Source organism: Serratia sp. 2723 (assembly GCF_050434425.1).
Taxonomy (GTDB): Bacteria; Pseudomonadota; Gammaproteobacteria; order Enterobacterales; family Enterobacteriaceae; genus Chania.
Genome location: NZ_JBNDIN010000023.1, coordinates 1 through 17,760, shown reverse-complemented (window position 1 = coordinate 17,760; position 17,760 = coordinate 1). Strand labels below are relative to the sequence as shown.

The window sequence follows — 17,760 nt, the reverse complement described above, 5'->3', positions numbered from 1 at the left end:
GGGATTACCAGCGTTGCTTCAACAAGTTGTTTGGCTGAATGCCGCCAACCGCCTGGAGATTGCCCAAGTACTGTGGGGAAATCCCGGCTTCAAACTCTTCACGGAAATATTTAATCGCGCTTTGCAGTGGCTCTACGGCACCTGGCGCATGGGCGCAGAAGGTTTTACCTGGGCCAAGGGAGCGGCACAGCTGCTCGAGGGTTTCGATATCCCCCGGCTGGCCTTCGCCTCTTTCCAAAGCACGCAGGATCTTCACGCTCCACGGCAAGCCGTCACGGCACGGGGTACACCAGCCACAGGACTCACGGGCAAAGAACTCTTCCAGGTTACGCACCAGGGGAACCATGCCGATTTCGTGATCCACCGCCATCGCCAGCGCCGTACCTAAACGGCTGCCCGCTTTACCGATGCTTTCGAAGTCCATTGGCAGATCCAGGTGATCGGCGGTCAGGAAGTCGGTACCCGCCCCGCCCGGCTGCCAGGCTTTAAATTTCAGGCCATCGCGCATGCCACCGGCGTAATCTTCCAGAATTTCACGCGCAGTGGTACCAAACGGCAGCTCCCAGACGCCTGGGTTTTTCACCCGGCCAGAGAAGCCCATCAGTTTGGTACCGGCATCGTTACTCTTACCGGCAGAGATCCCTTTGTACCAGTCCACACCATGCTCGAGGATGGCAGGCACGTTACACAGGGTCTCGACGTTGTTCACGCAGGTCGGTTTGCCCCATACGCCCACGGAGGCTGGGAATGGCGGCTTGGAGCGCGGGTTGGCACGGCGGCCTTCCAGCGAGTTGATCAGCGCCGTTTCTTCACCGCAGATGTAGCGGCCAGCGCCGGTGTGGACGAACAGCTCGAAGTCAAAGCCGCTGCCCATGATATTTTTACCCAGCAGACCCGCTTCTGTCGCCTCGGCAATCGCGCGGCGCAGGTGTACTGCGGCCTCGACGTATTCGCCACGCAGGAAGATGTAACCGCGGTAGGCTTTCAGCGCGAATGCCGAGATCAACATGCCTTCCACCAACAGGTGTGGCAGTTGCTCCATCAGCAGACGGTCTTTATAGGTGCCCGGCTCCATTTCATCGGCGTTACACAGCAGGTAACGGATGTTCATGGATTCGTCTTTCGGCATCAGGCTCCACTTCAACCCGGTGGAGAAACCTGCACCACCACGGCCTTTCAGCCCGGCATCTTTCACCAGGGTGACGATGTCGTCGGCGGCCATGCCTTTAAGCGCTTTTTCCGCGCCCTGGTAACCATTCTTGCTGCGATATTCATCCAGCCAGACCGGCTGTTGGTCATCGCGCAGACGCCAGGTCAGCGGGTGCATTTCGGCAGTACGTTTGATATCGATCATCATTTATACCGCTCCAACAGTTCGACCGCGTTTTCTGGCGTCAGGTGAGCATGAGTATCTTCGTCGATCATCATGTTCGGGCCTTTGTCGCAGTTACCCAGGCAGCAGGTCGGCAACAGGGTGAAACGACCGTCAAAGGTCGTCTGGCCCGGCTTGATGTTGAGTTTCTTTTCCAGCGCGGCCTGAATGCCCTGGTAGCCGTTGATGTGACAAACCACGCTGTCACAGTAACGGATCACGTGGCGTCCTACCGGCTGACGGAAAATCTGGCTGTAGAACGTGGCCACGCCTTCTACGTCGCTAGCTGGGATGCCCAGCACTTCAGCGATGGCATAAATCGCCCCATCCGGAACCCAGCCACGCTGCTTCTGCACGATCTTCAGTGCTTCAATGGAGGCGGCGCGTGGATCCTCGTAATGGTGCTTTTCGTGCTCGATCGCATCACGTTCTTCCGCACTCAGCACAAATGCATCAGCGCCGCTCTGGGGAGCGGCTGCATTGGTGGCCTCAAGCGCATCGTGACTCACGTGAGTGTCTTTAAGATCATGCATAGTTAGCGGTCCACATCTGACATTACAAAATCGATACTACCCAGATAGACGATCAGGTCAGAGACCAGGCTGCCACGGATCACCGCAGGGATTTGCTGCAGGTGAGCATAGCTTGGCGTACGGATCCTGGTGCGATAGCTCATGGTGCTGCCGTCGCTGGTCAGGTAGTAGCTGTTGATCCCTTTCGTGGCTTCAACCATCTGGAATGATTCGTTGGCTGGCATCACCGGGCCCCAGGAAACCTGCAGGAAGTGGGTGATCAGCGTTTCAATATGTTGCAGTGTGCGCTCTTTCGGCGGCGGGGTGGTCAGCGGATGATCGGCCTTGAACGGGCCTTCCGGCATGTTGTTCAGGCACTGCTCAAGAATGCGCAGGCTCTGGCGCAGCTCTTCCACTTTCAGCATCACGCGGGTATAGCAGTCGCTGTTGCCGTCGCCGACCGGCACTTCGAAATCGAAGTTTTCATAGCCGGAGTATGGGCGCCATTTACGCACGTCAAACTCAACGCCGGTAGCACGCAGGCCAGCACCGGTCACCCCCCATTCCAACGCCTCTTTCGCATTGTAAGAAGCAACGCCGACAGAGCGCCCTTTCAGAATGGTGTTGTGCAGTGCGGCTTTCACATAGGAATCGAGACGCTTCGGCATCCAGTCCAGGAAGTCACGCAGCAGGCGATCCCAGCCACGCGGCAGGTCGTGTGCCACACCACCAATACGGAACCAGGCCGGGTGCATACGGAAACCGGTAATCGCTTCCACCAGATCGTACACTTTCTGCCGATCGGTAAAGGCGAAGAACACCGGGGTCATGGCGCCCACGTCCTGGATAAAGGTACTGATGTACAGCAGGTGGCTGTTGATGCGGAACAGTTCAGACAACATCACGCGGATGGTATTGACACGATCCGGCACCACGATCCCGGCCAGCTTTTCCACCGCCAGTACGTAAGGCATTTCGTTTACGCAGCCACCGAGGTATTCGATGCGGTCGGTATACGGGATAAAGCTGTGCCAGGACTGGCGTTCGCCCATCTTCTCTGCACCGCGGTGGTGGTAGCCCACGTCCGGCACACAGTCGACGATGTCTTCACCGTCCAGTTGCAGAATAATACGGAATGCACCGTGCGAAGACGGGTGGTTCGGGCCAAGGTTGAGGAACATGAAGTCCTCGTTCTCGGTGCCACGCTTCATGCCCCACTCTTCCGGCTTGAACTTCAGCGATTCCATCTCCAGATCTTCTTTCTGTTTGGTCAACACAAAGGGATCGAATTCGGTAGCACGCGCCGGATAGTCTTTACGCAGTGGATGGCCTTCCCAGGTCTGCGGCATCATGATGCGCGTCAGATGCGGATGGCCGTCGAAGGTAATGCCGAACATTTCCCAGGTTTCGCGCTCATACCAGTTGGCATTCGGGAAAATCTTGGTTGCTGTGGGCACGTGCAGGTCTTTTTCAGACAGCGCCACTTTCAGCATGATGTCACGATTACGTTCGACAGAAATCAGATGGTAGAAAACAGAGAAGTCCGCGGCAGGCAAGCCTTCACGGTGGGTACGAAGGCGCTCGTCCATGCCATGCAGGTCGAACAGCATGACGTACGGCTTCGGTTGTTTTCTCAAAAACGTCATTACTTCCAGCAACTGCTCAACTTTGACCCATACCACGGGCATTCCGGTACGGGTGGGCTGAACAGTAAAGGCTTCCGGCCCAAAACGGTTGCGCAGTTCGCCGATCACCGGATCATCGAGATGATCTCGGGTATGCCAAGCAGGCAGAGCTTCGTGCGTCGTTAAATCTGTCATAATTTTTTTCACCACACTAAAGGGTTATTTCGCCGCAAGTTCAACTTTCGCTGTGTTAACCAATAGCGCACTAAGATGGACGTTAAATGAACGTCTTAAATCTCGTCAGGCGAGCGAAGGTTGGTTACCGCAATACGCTCGGCGTGCTTACGTTCTTTTTCTGATGGCATATTGGCGCGGTACACGCCCTGATCGCCAACGACCCACGACAGCGGGCGACGTTCTTTGCCAATGGATTCCTGCAGCAGCAGCAATGCCTGCATGTAAGCTTCCGGGCGCGGTGGGCAGCCAGGGATATACACGTCGACCGGCAGGAATTTATCCACGCCCTGGACGACCGAGTAAATATCGTACATGCCGCCGGAGTTGGCGCAGGAGCCCATCGAGATCACCCACTTGGGTTCCAGCATTTGCTCGTACAAACGCTGAATAACCGGGGCCATCTTGGTAAAGCAGGTGCCGGCAACGACCATAAAGTCGGCCTGGCGTGGGGAGGCACGCAATACTTCCGCACCAAAACGCGCCACGTCGTGAACGGCGGTAAACGAGGTCACCATTTCCACATAACAGCACGAAAGGCCGAAGTTATACGGCCAAAGAGAGTTTTTACGCCCCCAGTTCACCATGTCATGCAAAGCATGTTCGAGTTTACCCATGTAAACCGTACGGTGAACCTGCTGCTCAAGGGGATCGCCTACGATCTCCTGTTTTTGCAGGGGATAACGGTCATTCTCACCGTTCGGGTCTATGCGGGTGAGCGTATAGTCCATCTTAATGCCTCGCTGTTACTGCGGATGACTGTTGCTGGCGTTCTTGATGGTACCCGGCTTGCTCAAACGCTTGGAACGCGTTGGAGTCCAATCCAATGCGCCGATACGCACCAGATAAACCAGACCAGCCAATAACACCAAAATGAAAATGGTGGCTTCGATAAAGCCTACCCAACCGCTCTCGCGAATCGAGACCGACCAGGCATACAGGTATAAGGCTTCAACATCGAAAATAACGAAGAACATGGCAACCAGGTAGAACTTGGCGGACAGACGCAGACGCGCCGAACCGACCGAGTCGATCCCTGATTCATAGGGGGTATTTTTGGAGCGAGCCTGGGCTCTCCCACCCAAGAAGAACGCACCCAGCAGCATAAGGCCGCAGAGCCCGATAGCCATGATAAGAAATACGGCGAACGCCCAGTGATGAGCGATGACTTCAATGGTTGTTGACATACTCTATGCTTACTCATCAAAAGTGGCGTCGATCGCTCTGCTCTTGTAACTGGCAGTTAGTGCACCACATCGATTTAAGGGAAGGATAAATAACCACACAAACAGGCTGCTTTACAGAGAGTTAGGCAGTGTTTTACTGTGGGCTTTTTACTCCTTTCTATAACCTTCTGTCAACTTTGACAAAAGTTTCTACACACTAATTTACATACGAAGCATTTAATTAACAGATGATGCGCTTGGCTTAGGCTAAATCGTGTCAGTTGATTGCTCAACGGAAACAGATAGATATAACCCCACAGGCACATTTCACTTTTACTATACCATTCTCTCAGGATTTCCCTGTTGTTCCACTCACTACCTAGGGGTATTTTTTTGATCCAGGACACGTTTCAGGCAGAAATCCTCAAAAAAAGTGTGGCAGTTTAACAATTTTTGTCAATTTCAGGTAAAAAAACGTCAGCGTAAAATAGCAAAATAACCCTATCGACTCCAGGTATTTACTCATTGTTATCACTGCATAAAAAATGAGCAACCTGGGGAGACTGGAACTTCACTTGCTAGAAACCATGAAGAAATACTCATTTAGCATCGAATTTACCTTCAACAGCCTTAAATTTATTATTTCCCTTTTTTTGAGCCAAAAAAAACCTCCGCCGTGGCAGAGGTTTGTAACTTTCAATACGGTCAGCTTAGGGCAAAACGCTACTCTTCGCTATCCGCCAGGCTGGAACCTTCATCGATCACCGAAGATTCGCCGCCGTCGAAATGGTAAATCTCACTGCCGTTTTGCACGGCACTGAAGATCGCCATGGCCAGTTCATTTTCGCACTTCATGTCTTTGCACAGCGCATACTGCGTATCAGGAAGAGGCGGTAAACCCTCCACCGCTCCCAAAACCCGCAGGTCTGGGCTCATCATCTCGATTGGCCGCACGGTGATCCCCAAACCTGCCCGGCAAGCCGCGCGCACCGCAGAAAGCGTTGAGGCCACGTAGGCTATACGCCAAGGAATACCGGCAGCTTCAAGGTGTTTGATCGCCATCGCACGGAACGGGCTTGGCTCATCCATCACCACCAGAGGGATCGGTTCCCCCGCCTGGAAATGGTAATCCGCCGAGCAGTACCACAGCGTTGGAGACGTACGCAGAACAATGTGCGGGTGCCCTTCGGTATCCACGGTGGTGATGGCCAGATCCACTTCGCCGTTCTTCAGCATATCGATCATGAACGGACTACGCTTCACCCGCACATCAATCGCCAGCTTGGGATAGACCGACGTCACGCGGTTTAGCAAGAAAGGCAGAATGGTATCGGCGGTATCATCAGAAGCGCCGATAGTCAGGACACCCTTGATATTGTTGTACATCAAGGAGGCACAGGCTTCGTCATTGAAGCGCAGGATTTTCCTGGCGTAGCCGAGAAGCTGGATACCATGTTCGGTTAACAGCTTATTGCGCCCATGACGGGCGAACAACTCTTTGCCAACCAATTGCTCTAACCGCTGCATTTGTTGACTGACTGCGGACTGAGTACGACAAACGGCAACGGCAGCAGCCGCAAACGTATTCAAATCAGCAACAGCAACAAAAGTTCTTAGCAGATCGAGGTCGAGATTAAGTATCGGACGATTTGCACTTGTCATAGTGTTTTCTTCACTTTTTAAATTCTAATTTACAAACTACCCTGGTGTATTTCTAAGACGCCGCTGAAATGGGCATGCGTCACTTATGACAGTACCCCACTCATTAGAAGAGGGCAAAAAAATTACTTATATTTCGTTATCTGCATCGCTTTTTATCCATGATCTATCGCAACGGCTTATTGATAGTGGTGAAAGTTACGACGAAAAGTGCTTACCTTTATAAGATTTAATAATCCTACTGGGGGCAAAATCCCCCCTTTTCCTCCCGGTTACCGCGATCCCGCCCCGCCAGAGACCATGACGGGATTGTTGTTTTCTGTACAAAATATTAACAACTCTCCGTATATCCAGCGGTTCATCGATTAGGGAATTTAATAAATTCAAGCAGTAATACTTTTGACTATTAAATTGCACCGATATTTACTTAAATAAAATTTAAGTAAATTACTAAAATGGACCTAATGTAATTCTACTTCAACTCAGTGTGGTATTGTCAGCACCGACAAGAAACAAGAATAATCCTACACTGCTATTCTTAAGCGCCTTTGGTGCTTTTCTGGCGCTTGGCGTGCGCCTTTCAGCGGTTAACTGATAAAAACCCCTTACATGACATGCACTTTCAGTGAAATATAAACCTAAAAACAAATTAAAATTCAGATTTAATCACTAGAAAACAAGCAATAAACACGGATACTATCTTAAAAACCGATTTTTGCCGATCGTTTTCACCAAAGCGGTGCATGACCCTTCAAAAGCCGGGCCTCCAGGAGTACATTGAACGGATTGCGGTGTTCCACGGTAGGAACGACCCTATCTTAGCAAAAGGCTCAACTTTCTATGTCACCCATTGAGAAATCCAGCAAACTGGACAACGTCTGTTATGACATTCGTGGCCCGGTACTCAAAGAAGCTAAACGTCTTGAAGAAGAAGGCAATAAAGTCCTCAAACTGAACATTGGCAACCCTGCCCCGTTCGGCTTTGATGCTCCTGATGAAATTCTGGTCGACGTGATCCGCAATCTGCCAACGGCACAAGGCTACTGCGACTCCAAAGGGCTTTACTCGGCGCGCAAGGCGATCATGCAGCACTACCAGGCACGTAACATGCGTGACGTGACCGTTGAGGATATCTACATTGGCAATGGCGTTTCTGAGCTAATCGTGCAATCCATGCAAGCACTGCTGAACATCGGTGACGAAATGCTGGTGCCTGCGCCAGACTATCCGCTGTGGACCGCCGCCGTGTCGCTTTCCAGCGGCAAGGCCGTGCACTATATGTGCGACGAAGAATCTGGCTGGTTCCCGGATCTGGACGATATTCGCAGCAAAATCACCCCACGCACCCGCGGCATCGTGATCATTAACCCGAATAACCCCACCGGTGCGGTCTACAGCAAAGAGCTGCTGGAACAGATCGTCGAGATCGCCCGCCAGCATGACCTGATCATCTTTGCCGATGAAATCTACGACAAGATCCTCTACGACGAGGCACAGCATCACTCCATCGCCGCATTGGCCCCGGATCTGCTGACCGTCACCTTTAACGGCTTGTCCAAAACCTACCGCGTTGCCGGTTTCCGGCAGGGCTGGATGGTGCTCAACGGGCCGAAGAAACATGCCAAAGGCTATATTGAAGGGCTGGAGATGCTGGCTTCCATGCGTCTGTGCGCCAACGTGCCAATGCAGCATGCGATCCAGACGGCACTGGGAGGTTACCAGAGCATCAGCGAATTTATTCAGCCTGGTGGCCGCCTGTATGAACAACGCGACCGCACCTGGGAGCTGCTAAACGAAATCCCTGGCGTTTCCTGTGTGAAACCTCAGGGGGCGCTCTATATGTTCCCACGCATCGACGCCAAGCGCTTTAACATCCGCGATGACCAGAAACTGGTGCTGGATCTGCTGTTGCAAGAGAAGGTGTTACTGGTACAGGGCAGCGCGTTCAACTGGCCTTACCCAGACCATGTCCGTATCGTTACTCTGCCCCGCGTGGATGAATTGGAAATGGCGGTGGGCAAACTGGGCCGCTTCCTGGAAACCTATCACCAATAATTTTGCCGGGTGCGGTTCGCTGCGCCCGTTTCTCTGATTGGCACTGACTTCGTAGGGGCGACGCATGCTGCGCCCGTTTCTCCGGTTGGCGCAGATATCGTATACTGCGCTTCTACAGATCCAAAGAGAGAACATCATGAGCCAGAGCCACTTCTTTGCCCACCTGTCCCGTTTGAAACTGATTAGCCGCTGGCCGCTGATGCGCAATGTGCGTACCGAAAACGTTTCCGAACACAGCTTGCAGGTCGCCTTTGTCGCCCATGCGCTGGCAGCGATCAAAAACCGCAAGTTTAACGGCAATCTGAATGCCGAACGCGTGGCGTTGTTGGCGATGTATCACGATGCCAGCGAAGTGCTGACCGGCGATATGCCCACTCCTATCAAGTATTACAACCCGCAGATTGCCCACGAATACAAAAAAATCGAGAAGATTGCCCAGCAAAAACTGCTGGAAATGCTGCCGGAAGAGCTACAGGACGATTTCCGTTCGATCCTGGATGAGCACCATCACAGCGAGGACGAAAAGCTGATCGTGAAACAGGCCGATGCGCTTTGCGCATATCTGAAGTGCCTGGAGGAACTGTCGGCGGGGAATAATGAGTTCAAGCTGGCCAAGGCACGCCTGGAGAAGACGCTGGGGCTGCGTCACAGCCCGGAAATGGATTATTTTATGCAGGTCTTTATCCCAAGCTTCAGCCTTTCGCTGGATGAAATCAGCAGCGACTCACCAATGTGAACCTGGAGCCAGGTGCTTTGATAACACACCTGGCAGTCTGCGATACCTTAGCCGCAGGTCGTGCCTTCCGGCATTTCCACCGTGAATTCCTCTCAACCACCGAGCGTAAATCGATATGCTGGAAGGTTTGCGTGACCAGGAAGCGGTAAATTTTATCCAGTGGGCATTGTGAGAGAGCCACTCATGTATCTCGCACATCCGGACAGCGACAACAGAGAAGCTAAAGTAAGGGTTATAAATCCATGTCTCATTTTCATGGCAACCCCAGAAGGATCGCTAAACTAAGCCAGGGCGACACGGGTCGCCGTAAAGCCTCAACGAGCTGCAGCATGAGCCGATAAAATGCCAAAACGCTTTATGGTTTCGGTCGTTAGCTACTTCATCGTATTCTCAAAAAAAGATAAAGCGTCTTTTCTCAATCCTGACATAAAACGCAAACTGTGTGCTTAAAACGCATACAACCAAGGCACCAGGATCACGCTGACAATCATCACCAGCACGGTAAACGGCACCCCAATTTTCAGAAAATCGCCAAACTTGTAGTTCCCCGGCCCCAACACCAGCGTATTGACCGGCGATGACACCGGCGTCATAAAGGCGGCGGAGGCGGCAATAGCGATAATCATGGCAAACGGATAAGGCGAAACGCCCATTTCGCGGGCCGCGGCGATGGCTATTGGTGCCATCAATACCGCAGTGGCAGTGTTGGAGATAAACAGCCCTATGGTGGCGCACAGGACAAACAGACAGGCCAGCATGACGTGCGGCCCGGCATCACCGGCAACGTCCATCAACCCACGGACGATCAGATCTACCCCGCCCGTTTTCTGCAACGCCTGGGCAAAGGGCATCATACCGACGATCAAAATGATACTCGGCCAATGGATCGCCTTATAGGCACTTTCCATATCGATGCAGCGAAAGCGCCCCATCAACAGGCAAGCGATCAGTGCGGCAATCGGATTGGGGATCTCGTCGGTCAGCATCATCGCCACCATCAGCGCCAGACAGAACAACGCATGAGGAGCCTGGGTGATAGCCGGTGCCACTTCGTCCACTTCGGCAGGCAGGTTCAAGACGATAAAGTCATGGGTTTTTGCCTGCAACTGGCGGATTGCTTTCCAGTCGCCGATCACCAACAGAATGTCCCCCAGGCCCAGAGGCTCATCCACCAGCTTGCCTTGCAGGGTTTCACCATTGCGGCGGATGCCGACCACGTTGAGATCGTAACGGCTACGGAAAGTGGCATCGCGCACGCTTTTCCCCAGCAGAGCCGACTCAGGAATTAACGAAACTTCGGCCATGCCCACGTTGCGCGACTGTTCGGAGAAATATTCCCCCCGCAGCACCATAGGCTCAAGTTGTTGCTCACTACAGAACTGACGCAAATCGATATCGCAATCCGTCATGTCGATCAGCAGAACGTCCCCTTCGCGCAGCTCCGTGCTGCCGAAGGCGCTGATCATCACCCGGCGAAAACGCTTCCAGCGCTCGATGCCGATAACGTTGGCGCTGTAACGCGCGCGCAAATGCAGCTCATCCAGCGAACGGCCAATCAGTGGCGAACCGCTGCGCACCGCCAAACGACGCGCCCGCCCGGTGAGCTTGTAGTCGCGGATTAAATCGCGGAAAGTCCGGCGCTCCCAGGCCGACTTGGTCTTGGTGCCGCCGCTGTCGCCGAGCCAACGGCGCGCAATCAGCATATACCCCACGCCCAACAGCAACACCACCAAACCAATTGGCGTGACGCCAAAGAACCCGAACCCCGTGATGCCTTCACGCACCAGTTCGCTGTTGACCACCATATTCGGCGGCGTAGCGACCAGCGTCATCATGCCGCTGATCAAACCGGCGAAGCTCAACGGCATCATCAGGCGCCCTGGGGAGATTTTCATGCGTACCGCGACGCTAAGCACCACGGGAATAAAGATGGCTACCACCCCGGTTGAGCTCATAAAGGCCCCCAGCCCGGCAACGGTAAACATCAGCAGCATCATCATCCTGGTTTCACTGCTGCCCGCCACCCTCACCAACCAGTCGCCAACCTGATAGGCCACCCCGGTACGTACCAGCCCTTCGCCAATGACGAACAGAGCGGCAATCAAAATAACGTTAGGATCGCTGAAGCCAGCCGTTGCCTCTTGCAGACTCAAGGTTCCACTGAGCACAAACGCGATGATCACCAACAGCGCCACCACATCCATACGCAGCTTGTTGGTGGTAAACAGCACAATGGCTATTAGCAGTAAACTCAAAACCCAAAGCAATTCGCTGTTCAAAATGGCCTCATTCTGCAGTGATCCCGGCATAAGAAATTAGCATAAAAAAACCCCGCCGATGCGGGGTCTAATCAAATTGGGGTAAGAATGTGCAGATTAAGCAATAAGTTCGATGACTGCACCCTGCTCGGAACGGGTTAGCCTGAGCTGTTCCAATGAGGAGAGGATCAGATCCACCTGGTCCAATTTCGGTGCGTCTGCCGGTGCATTGACCGCAATCACCTGGCAACCTGCTGCCAAGCCGGAAAGGATCCCGGCAGGAGCATCTTCCACCACCACACAGTCCTGCGGAGCCAACCCAAGGCTTTTTGCCCCTAACAGGTAGGCGTCTGGATGTGGTTTACCCTGTTTGACCTGCTCACAGGTGATAAATACCTCCGGAAGCGGCACCCCGCCGGCAATACGGCGTGCGCTGGCCACTGGCACGGACCCCGAGGTGACGATTGCCCAAGGTATCCCCAACGCATTGATCCGCTCCAGCAGGGCCAATGCACCTGGCAGGGCGTGGACGCCGTCGGTATCTTCTGCTTCCATCTGCTCAAGCAGTGTGAACTCATGCTGCAGCTCGGCCTCGGTGGCATTCGGCATAAAGTGACGCAGCGAGGTGATCGCCTGTTTTCCGTGGATAAAGTCCAGCACCTGTTGCGGGCTGATGCCATGGCGTTCAGCCCAATGCGTCCAGGCTCGCTCTACCGCCGGTAATGAATCTACTAACGTTCCATCAAGATCGAACAGAAAACCCTTACACTCCACGGGAAACCCCTCTACGTTTAATCAGGCATTGATGATTTGCGCAATCTCGACGGCGCTCAAATGATACTGGCGTGGGCAGGATAACCAGATACCCAGCATGCGCTGGTATTTTTCCCACATTTTGGTTTGGGCGTTAAACCCGTGGCTACCAGAATCGAAATGAGTATACCGCCCTTCCGTGTTCACCAGGAAACGCACATAGCTCAGGTAACGCGCTTCGGTTGCTGCATCAAAACCCAGGAATGCCAGGCGACGCGCGTCCAGCCCCTGGCGATCCTTGAGGTTCTCCCAGGACACCTGGAGCGCATGGTGCATTTCCATGATATTGATGATGGTGCGGCACACTTCTTCACTCATCTCACCAAAATCACGATCCAGCTCGCGCATTTGCAAACCAAAACCGCGCTCGATGATCGTCTGCAAGCGGCGGTAGCGCTCCGCATTGTCCGGATCGAGCATGGTCATCATCTTGTATTGATTCGACAAAATCAGCCGTTGGGCGTGAGTCATTTCCATTTCATTGTCCTCAGTTCTGCAAATTAACCAGAGCATCGCATGACTTCAGTATGGCGTGGAATCACAACTAAACCTTTCTTTGATTTGAACCGGGATATTCGTCGAATGTGGGTCGCAGCCAGACATGATCCGGACACGAATTTGCGGCATAAAGCCAGCAAGGCCGGTGAGATCCCGGCCCAGTGGCACTTAAAGATCGTCGAGGAAGGTTTTGTCCAGCTGTTTGAAGGCTCGCTTCAGCACGTCCGCCAGCGCCTGGTAGGTTGGCGTCCCTTCGACGGGGGCAATCGCCTGCCCGGCTTCCGCCAGCTTGTTACGGACCTCATGGAACCATTGCAGCAAGGTTGGCGGCAACGGCGTCACGGAACGACGCCCCAACCACCACAGCCCCTGCATCGGCAGGCTACAGGCGAACAGTGCGGTAGCAATCGCCGGGCCAAGCTGACCGCCGAGCGCAATCTGCCAGGTCAGGGTAAAAATCGCCAACGGTGGCATAAAGCGAACGGCAAAGCGGGTAGCGCGCGCCACGCGGTTCTCAGGGAAAAGCGGTGCCAGCCGTTTGTCTGCTGGCCAGGTTTTCATGTAATGCTGCCCGCGCTGGAATATCTGAAACCAGCTTACGGAACCGGATGGTCTGCCCGTCATTGCGCACCTCAACTTCACGTATAAAAAATAGAATATTCTTGCAAACACACCAACAAAAAAGTTGAAGCTTTAAATTTATTTTGTGTTTGTGACGGGCTATCGGTATCCTAAGCCGGCCATGTGCCGGTAGAAGATGACAGAAGATTTGTCAACTTTTAGCCCTATCTCCCTAATCCTGCCGTTGGCGGCCATGTGGGGCTAGGAAGCGGTAAAAATCAGGATCGCTTAAACCGCAGAGAAATCATCGGTTTTTTCATCATTGTGTCCTTTGTATCACTGACATGATGTTAATCATAAATGTCAACGGCATTATGCGCTACGCTTGTTGTCTGATTGACGTTTTATTCACCACGTGTTTTTGGGTCTTCCTTAATACCAACACGAACTATAAGTAGGTACTTCCATGTCGAGTAAGCTAGTACTGGTCCTTAACTGCGGCAGTTCTTCCCTGAAATTCGCCATCATCGATGCAGCCAACGGTGAAGAATACCTCTCTGGCCTAGCCGAGTGCTTCCATCTTCCTGAAGCCCGTATCAAATGGAAAATGGATGGCGGTAAACAAGAAGCGGCCCTGGGTGCCGGCGCAGCGCACAGCGAAGCGCTGAACTTCATTGTTAATACTATTCTGGCACAAAAACCAGAGCTTTCCGCCCAGTTGACCGCTATCGGCCACCGCATCGTGCACGGCGGCGAGAAGTTCACGGCTTCTGCCGTCATCAACGACGAAGTCCTGCAGGGTATCAAAGATTCGGTACCTTTTGCACCACTGCATAACCCGGCTCACCTGATCGGTATTGCTGAAGCGTTGAAATCCTTCCCTAATCTGGCTGATAAAAACGTTGCCGTGTTTGACACCGCGTTCCATCAGACCATGCCGGAAGAGTCCTACCTGTATGCCCTGCCGTACAGCCTGTACCGCGACCATGGCGTTCGTCGCTACGGCGCACACGGCACCAGCCACTTCTACGTGACGCAAGAAGCCGCGAAGGCGCTGAACAAGCCGGTTGACGAAGTTAACATCATCACCTGCCATCTGGGCAACGGCGGTTCCGTAACCGCAGTGCGCAACGGTAAGTGTGTTGATACTTCCATGGGTCTGACCCCGCTGGAAGGCCTGGTAATGGGTACCCGCAGTGGTGACATCGATCCAGCCATCATCTTCCACCTGCACGACGCCATGGGTATGAGCGTTGACCAGATCAACAAGATGCTGACCAAAGAGTCTGGCCTGCTGGGCCTGACCGAAGTCACCAGCGACTGCCGTTACGTTGAAGACAACTATGACACCAAGGCCGATGCCAAGCGCGCCATGGACGTCTTCTGCCACCGTCTGGCCAAGTACATCGGTGCCTATAGCGCCCTGATGGAAGGCCGTCTGGATGCCGTGATCTTCACCGGTGGTATCGGTGAGAACGCCGCGATGGTACGTGAGCTGACCCTGGACAAACTGGGCCTGCTGGGCTTTGAAATCGATCATGAACGCAACCTGGCTGCCCGCTTCGGCAAATCAGGCAACATCACCAAAGACGGCAGCCGTCCGGCACTGGTGATCCCGACCAACGAAGAATTGGTCATCGCGCAAGACGCTTCCCGTCTGACCGCTTAATGCTCTCCACACCGTCAGCCCAGGCTGGCGGTGTTGTTTTGAGCCTGTCATCTTTGTCTGCGCCCCCGTTGCAGGCAGAAAACCGTGAAGAGGACTATTCTGTGTCACGTACAATTATGTTGATCCCCACAGGCACCAGCGTCGGTCTGACCAGCGTCAGCCTGGGTGTCATCCGCTCCATGGAGCAAAAAGGCGTTCGCCTGAGCGTGTTCAAACCTATTGCCCAACCGCGTACCGGCGGCGATTCCCTCGACCAGACCACCACCATCATCCGCAGCAACTCGACCATTCCGGCGGCCGAACCCCTGCGTATGAGCTACGTTGAGGGCCTGTTGAGCTCCAACCAGCAGGACGTGCTGATGGAAGAGATCGTGGCTCGTTACCACGAAAACACCAAAGACGCAGAAGTGGTGCTGATCGAAGGCCTGGTGCCTACCCGTAAGCATCAGTTCGCCAACTCGCTGAACTACGAGATCGCCAAAACGCTGAACGCAGAGATCGTCTTTGTGCTGGCACTGGGCAACGATTCTCCAGCCCAGTTGACCGAGCGCATCGAACTGGCTCGCTCCAGCTTCGGCGGCAGCAAGAACAAAAACATTACCGGCGTGATCATCAACAAGCTGAACGCTCCGGTGGACGATCAGGGCCGTACTCGCCCAGACCTGTCCGAAATCTTTGACGACTCCACCAAGGCCAGCGTAGCCAACGTCGATCCTGCACAGCTGTTTGCCAACAGCCCGCTGCCGGTGTTGGGTTGCGTACCGTGGAGCTTCGAACTGATCGCTACCCGTGCCATTGATATGGCCCGCCACCTGAAGGCGCGAGTGATCAACGAAGGTGACATCATGACCCGCCGGGTGAAATCTGTGACCTTCTGTGCGCGCAGCATTCCGCACATGCTGGAACACTTCCGCCCAGGTTCCCTGTTAGTCACTTCTGCCGACCGTCCGGACGTGCTGGTTTCAGCCTGCCTGGCCGCGATGAACGGCGTAGAAATTGGTGCCATCCTGTTGACCGGCGGCTACGAGATCGATGCCTCCATCAACAAGCTGTGTGAGCGCGCCTTTGAAACGGGCCTGCCGGTGTTCATGGTTGACACCAACACCTGGCAGACCTCGCTGAGCCTGCAAAGCTTCAACCTCGAAGTGCCTTCAGACGACCATCAGCGTATTGAGAAAGTACAGAACTACGTGGCCAGCCACATCAACGCCGACTGGATCGAGTCCCTGACCGCCACTTCTGAGCGTTCACGTCGTCTGTCTCCACCGGCGTTCCGTTATGAGCTGACCGAGCTGGCACGCAAAGCGGGTAAACGCATCGTGCTGCCGGAAGGCGACGAGCCACGCACCGTGAAAGCGGCGGCCATCTGTGCCGAACGTGGTATCGCAGAATGTGTGCTGCTGGGTAACCCAGAAGAGATCAAACGCGTTGCCGCCGCGCAGGGCGTTGAGCTGGGTAAAGGCATTGAGATCGTCGATCCGGTTGCCGTGCGTGAACTCTATGTGCCGCGTCTGGTTGAGCTGCGCAAGAGCAAGGGCATGACCGAAGTGGTCGCACGTGAGCAGTTGGAAGACAACGTGGTTCTCGGCACCCTGATGCTGGAGAAAGGCGAAGTTGACGGCCTGGTTTCCGGTGCCGTTCACACCACCGCCAATACCATCCGCCCACCGTTGCAGTTGATCAAAACCGCACCGGGCAGCTCCCTGGTTTCTTCCGTGTTCTTCATGCTGCTGCCTGACCAGGTTCTGGTCTACGGTGACTGCGCGATCAACCCGGATCCAACCGCTGAACAGCTGTCTGAAATCGCCATTCAGTCCGCCGATTCCGCAGCCGCATTCGGTATCGAACCACGCGTAGCGATGATCTCTTACTCTACCGGTAATTCCGGTGCGGGTAGCGACGTTGAGAAAGTGCGTGAAGCGACCCGTCTGGCACAGGAAAAACGCCCGGATCTGATCATCGATGGCCCACTGCAATATGACGCAGCGATCATGGCCGACGTGGCCAAATCCAAAGCGCCTAATTCGCCAGTGGCCGGTCAGGCGACCGTGTTCATCTTCCCGGATCTGAACACCGGTAACACCACTTATAAAGCGGTGCAGCGTTCTGCTGACCTGGTCTCTATCGGGCCAATGCTGCAAGGCATGCGCAAGCCGGTGAACGACCTGTCCCGTGGTGCTCTGGTTGACGACATCGTCTATACCGTAGCCCTGACGGCGATCCAGTCGGCTCAGGCTGATGCACAGGCAGCTAAAGCCTGATGAGACAAAGGTGCCACTACGGCACCTTTAGACTCTGGTAATACCCATAACGGCCTGGTGATCATCACCGGGCCGTTTTATTTTTGGCGTCAACAAAGAGTAAGCAATGCACCTCCTGATGCCCCTCACCCTAACCCTCTCCCACAGGGAGAGGGGACCGATCGAGTGGATCTGAAAATTCGGTGGCTCACCTTGGATGAGGGAGCGCTCGAGTCTGCTTAGATCACCTATTTACCTCCAACAGGATACGGGCTATCAGCTCCCTCTCCCTGCGAGGGTTGGAGGTAAATCTGTTGAGATTATCTATTTACCTCCAACAGGGTACGGGCTATCAGCTCCCT

Annotated in this window: 14 protein-coding genes; 4 read left to right on the top strand and 10 right to left on the bottom strand. The window is 54.1% G+C overall.

Annotated elements, in window-relative coordinates:
• Positions 1–4: 4 nt before the first annotated feature.
• From nuoF to lrhA, 6 genes are all read right to left on the bottom strand, one after another.
• A complete protein-coding gene (nuoF, locus tag ABIE29_RS22785) occupies positions 5–1,357 on the bottom strand; it encodes an NADH-quinone oxidoreductase subunit NuoF (RefSeq protein ID WP_021805992.1) in 1,353 nt (450 codons plus the stop codon).
• The gene (nuoE, locus tag ABIE29_RS22780) at positions 1,354–1,905 is read right to left on the bottom strand and encodes an NADH-quinone oxidoreductase subunit NuoE (protein ID WP_021178523.1); all 552 of its coding nucleotides are present in this window, start codon (positions 1,903–1,905) and stop codon (positions 1,354–1,356) included. Before nuoE ends, nuoF begins: the two co-directional genes overlap by 4 nt.
• Positions 1,906–1,907: 2 nt before the next feature.
• Positions 1,908–3,704, bottom strand: a complete 1,797-nt coding sequence (nuoC, locus tag ABIE29_RS22775; protein ID WP_024529593.1) for an NADH-quinone oxidoreductase subunit C/D — start codon at positions 3,702–3,704, stop codon at positions 1,908–1,910.
• Between the two features lie 95 nt (positions 3,705–3,799).
• Complete coding sequence (locus tag ABIE29_RS22770) at positions 3,800–4,474, bottom strand: NuoB/complex I 20 kDa subunit family protein (RefSeq protein ID WP_021178525.1); 675 nt, start codon at positions 4,472–4,474, stop codon at positions 3,800–3,802.
• Between the two features lie 15 nt (positions 4,475–4,489).
• A complete protein-coding gene (locus ABIE29_RS22765; protein WP_429621538.1) occupies positions 4,490–4,930 on the bottom strand; it encodes an NADH-quinone oxidoreductase subunit A in 441 nt (146 codons plus the stop codon).
• 702 nt (positions 4,931–5,632) lie between these two features.
• Entirely contained in the window at positions 5,633–6,571 is a 939-nt protein-coding gene (gene lrhA / locus ABIE29_RS22760; RefSeq protein WP_429621536.1) for a transcriptional regulator LrhA, read from the bottom strand.
• An 837-nt stretch (positions 6,572–7,408) separates the two neighbouring features.
• Between lrhA and ABIE29_RS22755 the strand changes: the two genes are divergently transcribed.
• Both ABIE29_RS22755 and yfbR read left to right on the top strand, forming a co-directional pair.
• Entirely contained in the window at positions 7,409–8,623 is a 1,215-nt protein-coding gene (locus ABIE29_RS22755; protein ID WP_025122802.1) for a pyridoxal phosphate-dependent aminotransferase, read from the top strand.
• A 136-nt stretch (positions 8,624–8,759) separates the two neighbouring features.
• Positions 8,760–9,359: a 5'-deoxynucleotidase gene (gene yfbR / locus ABIE29_RS22750; RefSeq protein WP_429621534.1), complete on the top strand. Its 600-nt coding sequence runs from the start codon at positions 8,760–8,762 to the stop codon at positions 9,357–9,359.
• Between the two features lie 446 nt (positions 9,360–9,805).
• Here yfbR and ABIE29_RS22745 read toward each other — a convergent pair whose 3' ends face one another.
• The 4 genes from ABIE29_RS22745 to yfbV form a co-directional block, all read right to left on the bottom strand.
• Positions 9,806–11,638, bottom strand: a complete 1,833-nt coding sequence (locus tag ABIE29_RS22745; protein ID WP_429621532.1) for an SLC13 family permease — start codon at positions 11,636–11,638, stop codon at positions 9,806–9,808.
• Positions 11,639–11,734: 96 nt separating this feature from the next.
• Positions 11,735–12,391 carry a sugar phosphatase gene (locus ABIE29_RS22740; RefSeq protein ID WP_429621530.1) on the bottom strand — a complete coding sequence of 219 codons (657 nt, stop codon included), beginning with the start codon at positions 12,389–12,391 and terminating at the stop codon, positions 11,735–11,737.
• A gap of 21 nt (positions 12,392–12,412) precedes the next feature.
• On the bottom strand, positions 12,413–12,907 hold the full coding sequence (locus ABIE29_RS22735) for a YfbU family protein (RefSeq protein WP_429621528.1): 495 nt from the start codon (positions 12,905–12,907) through the stop codon (positions 12,413–12,415).
• A gap of 189 nt (positions 12,908–13,096) precedes the next feature.
• Positions 13,097–13,552 (bottom strand): terminus macrodomain insulation protein YfbV, encoded by a 456-nt coding sequence (yfbV, locus tag ABIE29_RS22730; protein WP_429621526.1) that lies wholly within the window; start codon positions 13,550–13,552, stop codon positions 13,097–13,099.
• Positions 13,553–13,955: 403 nt separating this feature from the next.
• Between yfbV and ackA the strand changes: the two genes are divergently transcribed.
• On the top strand, positions 13,956–15,158 hold the full coding sequence (ackA, locus tag ABIE29_RS22725; RefSeq protein ID WP_065683095.1) for an acetate kinase: 1,203 nt from the start codon (positions 13,956–13,958) through the stop codon (positions 15,156–15,158).
• Positions 15,159–15,259: 101 nt separating this feature from the next.
• Positions 15,260–17,419, top strand: a complete 2,160-nt coding sequence (pta, locus tag ABIE29_RS22720; protein ID WP_429621524.1) for a phosphate acetyltransferase — start codon at positions 15,260–15,262, stop codon at positions 17,417–17,419.
• The last annotated feature ends 341 nt before the right edge of the window (positions 17,420–17,760 follow it).

What these genes read in the sequence shown, in the direction of transcription:
- yfbV (WP_429621526.1), bottom strand. Translation starts at nt 13,552, where the DNA reads ATGACGGGCAGACCATCCGGTTCCGTAAGCTGGTTTCAGATATTCCAG.
- ABIE29_RS22765 (WP_429621538.1), bottom strand. Translation starts at nt 4,930, where the DNA reads ATGTCAACAACCATTGAAGTCATCGCTCATCACTGGGCGTTCGCCGTA.
- ABIE29_RS22735 (WP_429621528.1), bottom strand. Translation starts at nt 12,907, where the DNA reads ATGGAAATGACTCACGCCCAACGGCTGATTTTGTCGAATCAATACAAG.
- ackA (WP_065683095.1), top strand. Translation starts at nt 13,956, where the DNA reads ATGTCGAGTAAGCTAGTACTGGTCCTTAACTGCGGCAGTTCTTCCCTG.
- ABIE29_RS22755 (WP_025122802.1), top strand. Translation starts at nt 7,409, where the DNA reads ATGTCACCCATTGAGAAATCCAGCAAACTGGACAACGTCTGTTATGAC.
- ABIE29_RS22770 (WP_021178525.1), bottom strand. Translation starts at nt 4,474, where the DNA reads ATGGACTATACGCTCACCCGCATAGACCCGAACGGTGAGAATGACCGT.
- yfbR (WP_429621534.1), top strand. Translation starts at nt 8,760, where the DNA reads ATGAGCCAGAGCCACTTCTTTGCCCACCTGTCCCGTTTGAAACTGATT.
- nuoC (WP_024529593.1), bottom strand. Translation starts at nt 3,704, where the DNA reads ATGACAGATTTAACGACGCACGAAGCTCTGCCTGCTTGGCATACCCGA.
- nuoF (WP_021805992.1), bottom strand. Translation starts at nt 1,357, where the DNA reads ATGATGATCGATATCAAACGTACTGCCGAAATGCACCCGCTGACCTGG.
- lrhA (WP_429621536.1), bottom strand. Translation starts at nt 6,571, where the DNA reads ATGACAAGTGCAAATCGTCCGATACTTAATCTCGACCTCGATCTGCTA.
- nuoE (WP_021178523.1), bottom strand. Translation starts at nt 1,905, where the DNA reads ATGCATGATCTTAAAGACACTCACGTGAGTCACGATGCGCTTGAGGCC.